The organism is Paraburkholderia sediminicola, from assembly GCF_046027355.1.
In the GTDB taxonomy this organism is placed as follows: Bacteria; Pseudomonadota; Gammaproteobacteria; order Burkholderiales; family Burkholderiaceae; genus Paraburkholderia; species Paraburkholderia sediminicola_B.
Genome location: NZ_JAQQEK010000076.1, coordinates 1 through 10,046 on the forward strand (window position 1 = coordinate 1; position 10,046 = coordinate 10,046).

Consider the following 10,046-nt stretch of genomic DNA (forward strand, 5'->3'; position numbering starts at 1 on the left):
GCGTATTTCGAAGATCCGAGCGGCCACAATCTGGAGATCATCACGCAGCCGTACGGCAGCGGTGCATAAGGAATCCGGTCGGCTTCCAGTCCGGACCGGAGAGCGTGTTCGGCATTTCTCGGCATTCGCGCGGTGGTCGCTGATCGCACGTTGATCGAGGCCTGGTGTTCTCGCGACAGTCAGCACGCGACCCGCAAGGGACGGCCATTTTTCTCGATAGCGGACGCTCGCAGACGGTCGGTCACTCGTCACCTTGCGGCTAAAACGGGTCTTCTATTACGTCGACGAATGTCTCGTTGGAGGTGCGCTGCTTGTCCCACCACAGTCTGTTCATAAGGGTGTGGGATGGGCGACCTCATTCCGACCTGGGATAGCGGGTATTAGCGTAATGGGAGCGAGGACAGTAAATACAATGGTTCTGTGGACCGAGTCGCACGCGGACGCCCCCATGTTTGCCGAGAACGATCCGACCGTACAACGTCGTGGCGGAGGTTCATCTCTTCGCAAGCGTGCATAACAAGGCCGTGCTCGTCGGCCGCCGCGTCAACGCCACCACGCGGGCGTGCTGAACCCGGCCTGCCTCACTTAACCTCGGCGTATTGATGGAAGCCGCGTCAAGCCGACCAATCATGCGGCTGGGCTGGCGTGTCCGCTATCGCCCATCGTCCGTGGCTCGTCGTATTCCTGCGAGATGTCCTTGTTCGTGTAGTCACCCAGCCGCGAAGCGGCGATCAGGCTGAGCACCGCGCACACCAGGACATAGCCCGCGATTGCATAGCCCGAATGATAGTAAGCGAAGAGCGCAGTCGCAATCAGCGGCGCAGGGCCGCCCGCAATGACCGAAGCCAACTGGTAGCCCATGGACGCCCCGCTGTAACGCAGCCGCCCCGTGAAGGATTCAGCGATCAAGGCGGCTTGGGGACCATACATCATTGAATGCGGTACCAGCGAGAGCACGATGGCCGCAAAGATCCACGTTGGATTCCTGGTGTCGACCATCGCAAAATAAAGGAAGCCGAATACGCCGACGACGGCAGCACCGATCATGTACATCCGCCGCCGTCCGATCAGATCGGACACATGTCCAAACAGCGGGATGGTGCCGAATTCCAGCACGGAAGCCGCCAGCACCGCCGTCAGAAGCAGGTCGCGTGTCACGCCCAGTGTCGTGACGCCATACGTGAAGACGAAGGCCGTGAAAATGTAGAACGGTGCCTGTTCGGCCATGCGCGCAAAGGCCGAGAGGAGGATGTCTTTCGGCTGGCGACGCAACACCTCGAGCATCGGCGTCTTCTCGATCTTGTGCTCGGCCAGAAGCCGCGCGAAGATCGGCGTCTCAAGAATATTCAGGCGGATGTAGAGGCCGATCGCGACCAGTACGACGCTGAGGAAGAAGGGTACGCGCCAGCCCCACGTGAGGAAAGCACTGCCGGAGATCTCACTCATGGCCAGCACGGCGAGGTTGGCCAGGAACAGTCCCGCCGGCACCCCGAACTGCGGCCACGAGGCGACGAAACCGCGGTGCGCATTGGTGCGTGCCCATTCCATCGACATCAAAACCGAGCCGCCCCATTCGCCGCCGACGCCCACCCCCTGGATGAAGCGCAGCACCGTGAGCGCGACGGCGCCCCAGATGCCGATCGTCGCATAGGTTGGAACAAAGGCCACGGCAAACGTGGCGAGTCCCATCAGTAGCAGCGTCACGATCAGCGTGGCCTTACGTCCGATCCGATCGCCGTAATGGCCGAAAATGGCAGCGCCAACCGGCCTCGCGATAAAGCCGACGGCGTAGATCAGGAAAGCCTGCAGTGTGCCGACGAGTGGGTCCGAGCCGGGAAAGTACAGCTTCGCGAAAACCAGGCCGGTGACCGTGCTGTAAAGGAAGAAGTCATACCATTCGATCGTCGTGCCGATTGTGCTGGCGATGACGGCGCGGCGCAACTGGCGCCGGGCGTCCTGATCGGACAGGGGCCTTGCCCCCGATTGCGTGGCAGCCATTTGAGACCCCACAAAAAAAGGGCGATATCTTAATATAGACCGTTTTGGCCCATTTCGGTCCTTCAATCTTCCGCGAAACGGTCGTTCAACGTTGGGTCGATTCGGCTAGCTGTTAACTTTTTTCTATGGTCGGTGAAGCGCGTCGGACGGAACCAGGCTGGCAGTAGCCAAAACCATAAGGGCCGGTAATCAAGCCCTTATGGCAGTCTCCTATCTGGAGCCGTATCCTTGCGTTCGACCGGCGCCGTTTATCCACGGTCGACAATTAACCAGGCAACTTCATTGACACGTGGGCGGGGGCTGGGTCTGGTGTATTCAGTAAACCGTCTATCCCGTTGATAACACGGTAGGCTTCCACGAGTGCTTTTTCTTTGTCCACATCGTGTCCACCAACAACACGGGCCATCTCGGAAGGGGAGAGCTCCTGCTCCTGATGCAGGTCAACAATATTCAGCGTGTTCATTTCGATTCACCTATTAAGAGTAGTTTGGTAACAAGATCTGGAATTTGTAATTGAGCGGTTGTCATTTACGCTCGCTAAGCTACCAATCACGATCTGTGCCAAGCTCGCTTCCGGCACGCGCTGCGGCGTAACATACTGTTTGAAATAGAAATTTTAAACCTCGCCCCCTTGATGCGAGCGATTCAGGATATGCGGGATGTGGGCTCGATTCCAACACACGACGACCCTCTGTTGGTTATTTAAAAACACGGCGCAGTCGGCCCGGGAAGCAGGCCGTGGCCGCCGGTTATCACGGCTAGCTGCATGAGCCTGTTCGCGTGGACAATGGAAAACGTCTTGATGGACCGATTTCCTGAAGCATTTCTGTCAGTCATGGAAGCGGCGAGTGCGCGGTGTCGGTGCCGACGGATTGACGACGATCTGTACACTGTCCTCGTCGACCGATACTTGCCGACCGCAGCCGATGCGGTCGGCCGTAGGCGACCCGGAGCGGTCCTTCAGTTCGTTTCTTCGGATGTCCCAACAGCGATCAAAAGCGGTCGATCCATCCATACGCCTAAGGAAGTGCGATCCGCTTGATGCGACCGCTCGATCGCCTATCGCGCTTCACGCCCCTTGTAGTCGGCGCTTGCCTCGCGTTGCGCCGCAGGCGGGCGCCGACCGGACGCGGGAATGATCTGCGGCAGCATCGAAGCACTGGCAAAGACGAGCCCAACGCCGCACACGCCAGGCCAGTGCCACGCGCTCCACGCACAGTTGCCAAGCGCCGCGCCGATCGCCCCGCCCGCGAAGCGGCATGTCATGTAAAGCGTGTTGGCACGGCTCATCGCAGTGCTCTTAACCGCCAGGCTGCGCGCCATGTTCGAGACATGGGAGCTTTGCATGCCGAGATCGAGCAGGATCACCCCGACGATCAGCCCGCAGATGCTCGAGCCTTTCCACGCAAGCACCACGTACGAGGCAATGAGGACAATGCTGGCGGCGAAGATGATACGACACGGATCGCGCGTATCGGTCAGCTTTCCCGCCGCATAGGACGCGCTCGCGCCGGCGACGCCAACAAGCCCGAACAACCCCGCCGTCTCGCTGCCGTAACGGGGGTCGAGGGCGTGCAGGTGAAACGCGAGCGTCGTCCAGAAAGCGCTGAATACAGCGAATTGCAACGCCGCGATCAAAGCAGTCTGCCGTACGACGGGTTCCTCGCGCAGCAACGCCAACAGCGAACGCATCAACGCACCATAGCTGCCCGAGAAGGTCGGCTCGATACGCGGGAGCACGCGCGCAAGCATGACGGCAACGCCCACCATCGCGACTGCCGCGAACTCGTAGACAGAGCGCCATCCGAAATGCGCCGCGATCGTGCCCGATACCGTGCGAGAGACGAGGATGCCGCAAAGTAGACCGAACATCACGATTCCGACGGCCTTGCCGCGGTTTTGGGGGCCCGCAATCTTCGCCGCATAAGGCGTGAGCAGTTGCGGCGCGACACTCGCCATGCCCGCGGCAAAGCTCGCCGCCACGGCCCAGGGCAGCGTGGGCGCCGCGGCCATCGCGACGAGCGCGACAACGGCCGCCGCCAATGTGAGCGCGAAGAGCTTGCGAAGCTCGACCTTGTCGCCGAGGGGAATGAGCAGGAGCAGGCCCAGCGCATAACCAGCCTGCGCAGCGATGGAAACCGCGCCGGCCTGACCTTCGGTAGCGCTGAACGTATGCGCGAAATCGACGAGCAGCGGCTGGTTGTAATAGTTGTTGGCGACGACGAGTCCGGCTGCGAGTGCCATGACCCAGTAGATCGACTGTTTCATCTGCGTCCATCCTTTGTCGGAAATGTTCGAAGCGCTCACGCGCTCGATCCGAGACGTGGCGTGCGGGCTTTTGCGGTTTGCTCAAAGGGGAATGTAGACTATTCCCGGTCTCGGGAGTACGGTCGTACAGCGGCAATGACTCTTGCGATTTAAGGAAAGGTGACCGATGGACCGATTCGAGGCGATGAACGTGTTTGTCCGGGTGGTGGAAGCCGGCAGTCTGTCTGCCGCCGCCCGTGCGATTCCAATGTCGCTGACTTCGGTGAGTCGCCACTTGTCGGCGCTCGAGAAGCAATTCGGCATGCAGCTGCTGCGCCGCACGACACGGCACATTGCGCTGACGAACGAGGGGCGCCTATTTTTTGAGCGCGCGAAGTCGATCCTCGCGGAGCTTGACGAAGTGGGCACGTTGCTCAGCGCGGGCCGCAGCGAGCCGGCGGGCCGTTTGCGCATCGCTGCGCCCACGCTACTCGGCCGAACCGTCATCGCGCCGCTCCTGCCGTGCTTTCTTGCGCGCCACACCGCTGTTTCGGTTGAGCTGCTGCTAATCGACCGCGCCGTGAATCTCGTCGAGGAAGACATCCACCTCGCGATTCGCGTGGGTCGCCTGCCCGATTCGGCGCTCGTGGCACGCAAGCTTGGTGACGTACGCATGATTGTTTGCGCCGCACCGTCTTATATCAAGCGCCGCGGCGCGCCTTGCTCGCCTGACGAGTTGCGCCAGCACGACTGCCTCGTTTTCTCCGACCAGCCTGGCCCCGTCGAATGGCGCTTCAAGTCCGCTGGCACTCGTCATTCCACGCGCATTGCGGGCCGTCTCTGGGCCAACGCGCTCGACGTCCTGGCGGCCGCGGCGATCGACGGTGCGGGCATCGTGCGCGCCCCCTCGTGGCAAGTGGCGGACGACATCGAGCGTGGCCGGCTTCGGCGCATCCTCCAGGATTACGAGACAATGCCCGCGCCCGTGAACGTGCTCTTCGAACGCGCGCGACGCACGTCGCCCTCTGTGCGGGCTTTCCTCGACTACCTGGTCGAATCGACGGAAACGGGCCCGCTCGCGGGCATGTCCCACTCCAGTGAAGCGCTCGGCGCGGCAAACGGGTGATACCGCATTACGCCGAACGCCTATGCTACAGGTTCGTCCGTGAGTCTAAGCTCCCACGCTTTCGCACCCTGAGCGCGTGCCAGCGTCAACGCTTGTTGCAAAATTATCGACCGTGGCGCCCGTCGAGATGACCTCTTCTCCGATAGCGTCCGGGACTTGACTCTCATCAGTTCAGGGGCGTTCCAAAACTGTCCGGTGGTGTCGCCTGCCAGCCGGGCATTAATGAGGCTGACTGCTTCTCGCGTACGGCCCTGTTCCAGCATTGCATTCGCAAAGTCGGATAAGAATACGGAATAAGCCGGATCAAATCCACGGGCTTGAAGCGTCTCCAGTGTCGATCGAAGCTCTACGAAAGAGACAGCGTTCGGGTCCGGGAATACTTTCGCCCAAAGTGAAAAAGCCGAACCATAGAGTCCCCAAAAGTCCAGACCGTGATTACCTGCCACCTGGTTAAGCTGCTGTGACACACGCTTGACTTCTTCTACGTCTCCTGAAAATGCTGCCACGGTACAACTTCCCTCCGCAAGGGCACAGCATAGGGTGCAGGCGTGATCCAGTGCCATCGCCTCGTCAATCGCTACCTGGGCAGCCCGTCGCGCTTTGGCCGTGTTCCCCATTACCCACAGAATGCGAGAAAGGAAAGCCCAACCCGCCACGCGCTGGTCCATTCCAAATCTGAAATGGGAGCCATGACGTTCGTCGCGCGTATAACTGTCGAGCATGCACTCAATTTCGGTCAAAGCTTCAGTGTGATTGCCCAGAAAATGATGAGATGTCCCAATCAAACGACGTGCCGTCAGAAGTGCCGCTTGATCGCGATGCCTCACGGCTAGATCTGCCATGCTTTTCCCGTGCTGGAGGGCCTGTCCGTAGCAACCGCTACGGAGATGGTAAAGCCATAGACCGTATTCAGCCTGCAGTTGCATTTCCGCGTCGTCCAGCCGGAGCGCGAGATCGCTGGCCCGGGTCCAGGCCCGCCCATTCGCGGGAACGGGTCCGCGTGACCAAGTCAGCGAAGTGGCCAGTGCGGCCTGAATCATCATCTCCTGGCGCTCATCAACGGGAGGAACTTTCGTTTCTTCCAGTACGTTCGTAATCCGCTGGCGACACTCGTCGTAGAGTGATAGTTGTATCCAGAATGGGGCGGAGTTCGCGAGGATGAGCAGTCCCGTGGCGCGGCGCTTACTATCTGACAATGACCAGTCAAGAGCGGCCCTGATATCGTCAATGTGGTGTTCGTATTGTCGCTTCCATTGCGTCGAGGGTAGCGACATCCAATCCTGTTGGGCTTGAGAAATCAATTGCTCAACGAAGCGGGTATGCTTTTCGGTCATGGCCGCCGTGCGGTTCGCAAGCTGCTCCAGGGCGTATGCCCGCACCATGGTGAGATAGCGATAGCGAATCGGCTGGGTTCCGGCCTGCAACGTGATTAGCGACTTTTCAACGAGGCTGCAAAGAACATCAACCAGTCGGGTGGGCCCTTCCAGCCTGGTGGATACGATACGTTCCGCGGCAGCGACGGTGAAATCGGCAGGGAAAATGGCGAGGTCCTGGAACACCGCTTGTTCTGCGGAGTCGAGTAATTGGTAGCTCCACTGCAGGGCATCACCAAGCGTCCGATGGCGACCCGGTGTCTGGCGTTTCCGGGCTGCAAGTAATCCGGATGAAAGGGCTAAATCCTCGGTGACCGCGGCGAGACCCAGCGATGGCACGCGGGCTGCAGCGATTTCCAATGCCAGTGGAACTCCATCAAGCGCTTTGCATAACGTCGTAACCTGCTCTACGTTCGTTTCCGTAAGCTCGAAATGATAGTCCGCCGAAGTTACACGGCGGACAAACAGTTCAACCGCACTATAGCTTCTTGCGTCTAATGCGTTGACGGTGCGCGGAGGTAACGCGAGAGGACTGAGCCGGTAAACCTGCTCGCCGTCCAGCCCCAGTGGAGTCTGACTGGTGAGCAGCACGCTCAGTTGAGGATCAGACTCCAGAAGCCGCTCAAGGACCGCTGCACAGGCAGACGTAACGTGTTCACAGTTATCAACGACGAGTAGCGCCCTTCCCGGGTGAGAGATTAACTGTGCGCTTGTTCCAGCAAGCCCCGCCAACGCGCTCGAGATAGCCGGCGATACTGAGGCTGCGCTCAGTTGGGACAGGTCGGCAAAGTAAACCCCGTCGGGAAAACAGAGACTGGATTCTGACGCGGCCTCTATCGCGAGGCGAGTCTTACCAATGCCGGCAGGGCCTGTGAGCGTGCATAGCGTTTGGGTAGCCAACAGCCGGTTTAATTCCAGCAGCTCGTCAACGCGGCCGATCAAAGGAGACCGTGGGTTCTCGGGAGTCCGGCCCGTGCTTGAGGTGCGCCTATGGACGACGTGACAGCCCGATGCGCCTGCACTGAACCTGTAAAACGGTAGCCCCGACCAAATTCCGTCGCGATAAGGTCTCGATCATCCCCGAGTATTTTTCGCAACGACGAGATTTGCGCCTGCAAGCTGTTTTCCTCGATGACTTCCTTCGCCCATATCCGGGAAAGAAGCAAATCTTTGGATACGACCTGGCCTGCCGTACTTACAAGCTGGACTAGCACGTCCAGCGCACGCTCACCTACGTCCAGTCGTACACCGTCTCTTAACAGTAGCCGCAAACGTGGGAACAACTGGTAGCGGCCGAAAGCAACCATATCGTCGTCGCGGGAGTCAGGGCCCTTCGACGACCTTTCATGCCGAGTCTTTGTACCTGTAAGCATTTTTTAATGTCACATCGCAAGATCGCGGGGATCAACGGGAATTTCAGACGTCTGAAATTGTAGGCCAAAGACTTCTTGTATGCGCTGCATCACGATGAAGGTCCCTGTACTAAGTCGTGAGTCTGGACATGTCACCCAATACGGTTGGTAGCGAATCTCCGGCGCAGTCCGCCGTCCCTGAAGAGCCCGGGCTAACACATCACCTGGACAGTTCATTGCTGATGGTGATGGCGGTTGCCTGCGGTGTTTTCGTCGCAAATATTTACTACAACCAGCCGATCCTGGAACTATTGCAGCAGGCTTTCCCACGATCGGTTGGCCTCGTCAATCTGGTTCCGACGGCGACACAACTGGGTTTCGCCTGTGGTCTGTTTTTTCTGGTACCTCTGGGGGACCGGATTGATCGGAGAAAATTGATTCTCGGGCAAGCAGCAGTGTTAATCGTGGCATTGGTATGCCTTGCTGCAGCCCCGAATGCCTGGTTGCTGGTAATCGCTTCAGCGGCAGTAGGTATTTCAGGATCCGTTGCCCAGCAAGTCGTACCGTTCGCTGCAGAACTAGCCGGATCCAATCGCCGTGGCCAGGTCGTCGGTACCGTGATGAGCGGCTTGCTTTGCGGCATTCTGCTGGGAAGGGCCGTCGGCGGATTTACTGCGGATCATTGGGGTTGGCGTGCTACGTTTTGGCTAGGGGCCGCGATGACCGCCATTATCTGGGTCATGTTGCTAGTCAAACTCCCACACAGTGAACCCAGGACGAACCACAGCTACTTTGGTCTCATGAAGTCACTCATCGAGTTGTGGCGAGAAGAACGTTCACTGCGCCGTGCAACGTGTATTCAAGCCGCGATGTTCGGTTCCTTTATTGGGCTATGGACAATTCTGGCATTGCGTCTGCATGAGGCCTTCAGCTTGGGGGCTGATGTGGCAGGCCTTATGGGGATCGTTGGCGCGGCGGGTATTCTGATTGCCCCACTTGCCGGCCGTGTCGCCGATCGTCGGGGACCCCATGTCGTTATCGGACTTGGTTGCCTGATCATGCTGCTGTCATACGCGGTTCTGGGCCTTTGGGGCAGCCTCGCTGGCCTGGTCGTCGGCATCATCCTGCTGGACTTCGGTGAGCAGTCGGCTCTCATCTCCAACCAACATGTGGTTTACGCTCTTCGACCGGAGGCAAGAAGTCGGCTCAACACGCTATTCATGAGCGGAATGTTCGTAGGCGGCGCCGCGGGTTCCTGGGGAGCAAGTATCAGTTGGCGACTAGGTGGATGGCATGCAGCATGCGTATTTGGTGGCGCGTTGACGTTGCTCGGGTTCGTTCTCCATTTCTCAGGGAGACTGGCTACTTACGCCACCACCAGGAGTTGAAACGTCGACAGAGGCCGAAAGCAACCGGAAATGGAGCGGATGCCTCCCCCATAAGAGCCGACAAACGTAGCAGTTCGAAGGAATCAGGAAACTTTCATTCATGAACTCCCCGCACTTTTCTGGCGCTCATGGCACGTTGTCATTACTGACGGAGATTGATCCGCAGACAGAGACGATTAACCGTACGATGCGCCTCGAAGCTTCAGCGGATGGTCGCAGTGTGCTCCTGGTCGCACTAGATATTCGCAAGCCTGGCAGCCAGCGAGAATGGCGTGTCGAAATTACGACGGAAGAGCTTATCGCACTGATTCACGCGCACGGTACAGAAGTATCGGGATATCTTGTCGATTTCGAGATTCAGGTGCGATAGGCAGGCACGATCCATCAAGTCAATGGGCTTCGACTGTTGTCGAGAGCGAATCGCCACGTACTACCGGATTTCGCTCGACGAACTGCCGCGAGAGCAGTGCGCGACGGATCTAGCTGGCCGCGATCACGTCCCGAACGACCGCTTGCGGCTTTCAATGGGTCGTTGGGAGCAGATTGGTCAGCGGCGGCTCGT

8 protein-coding genes are annotated in these 10,046 nt (G+C 59.0%); 3 read left to right on the plus strand and 5 right to left on the minus strand.

Going from position 1 to position 10,046, the window contains the following annotated elements:
- Positions 1–627: 627 nt before the first annotated feature.
- The 3 genes from PQR42_RS45070 to PQR42_RS45080 form a co-directional block, all read right to left on the minus strand.
- On the minus strand, positions 628–1,998 hold the full coding sequence (locus PQR42_RS45070) for an MFS transporter (protein ID WP_408496004.1): 1,371 nt from the start codon (positions 1,996–1,998) through the stop codon (positions 628–630).
- A 265-nt stretch (positions 1,999–2,263) separates the two neighbouring features.
- The gene (locus tag PQR42_RS45075; RefSeq protein ID WP_408496006.1) at positions 2,264–2,461 is read right to left on the minus strand and encodes a hypothetical protein; all 198 of its coding nucleotides are present in this window, start codon (positions 2,459–2,461) and stop codon (positions 2,264–2,266) included.
- 596 nt (positions 2,462–3,057) lie between these two features.
- Entirely contained in the window at positions 3,058–4,305 is a 1,248-nt protein-coding gene (locus PQR42_RS45080) for an MFS transporter (RefSeq protein ID WP_408496008.1), read from the minus strand.
- A gap of 127 nt (positions 4,306–4,432) precedes the next feature.
- On the opposite strand from PQR42_RS45080, the gene PQR42_RS45085 reads away from it, so the two are divergent.
- Positions 4,433–5,371, plus strand: coding sequence for a LysR family transcriptional regulator (locus PQR42_RS45085; RefSeq protein WP_408496010.1), 939 nt, complete (start codon positions 4,433–4,435; stop codon positions 5,369–5,371).
- A 20-nt stretch (positions 5,372–5,391) separates the two neighbouring features.
- On the opposite strand, the gene PQR42_RS45090 is transcribed toward PQR42_RS45085, so the two are convergent.
- Positions 5,392–7,686 carry an ATP-binding protein gene (locus tag PQR42_RS45090; RefSeq protein WP_408496012.1) on the minus strand — a complete coding sequence of 765 codons (2,295 nt, stop codon included), beginning with the start codon at positions 7,684–7,686 and terminating at the stop codon, positions 5,392–5,394.
- The gene (locus PQR42_RS45095; protein ID WP_408496014.1) at positions 7,683–8,117 is read right to left on the minus strand and encodes a winged helix-turn-helix domain-containing protein; all 435 of its coding nucleotides are present in this window, start codon (positions 8,115–8,117) and stop codon (positions 7,683–7,685) included. Before PQR42_RS45095 ends, PQR42_RS45090 begins: the two co-directional genes overlap by 4 nt.
- A 128-nt stretch (positions 8,118–8,245) precedes the next feature.
- Here PQR42_RS45095 and PQR42_RS45100 point away from each other — a divergent pair, with 128 nt between their 5' ends.
- Together PQR42_RS45100 and PQR42_RS45105 are read left to right on the plus strand one after the other, a co-directional pair.
- Positions 8,246–9,484 carry an MFS transporter gene (locus tag PQR42_RS45100; RefSeq protein ID WP_408496016.1) on the plus strand — a complete coding sequence of 413 codons (1,239 nt, stop codon included), beginning with the start codon at positions 8,246–8,248 and terminating at the stop codon, positions 9,482–9,484.
- 100 nt (positions 9,485–9,584) lie between these two features.
- Complete coding sequence (locus tag PQR42_RS45105) at positions 9,585–9,854, plus strand: hypothetical protein (RefSeq protein WP_408496018.1); 270 nt, start codon at positions 9,585–9,587, stop codon at positions 9,852–9,854.
- The last annotated feature ends 192 nt before the right edge of the window (positions 9,855–10,046 follow it).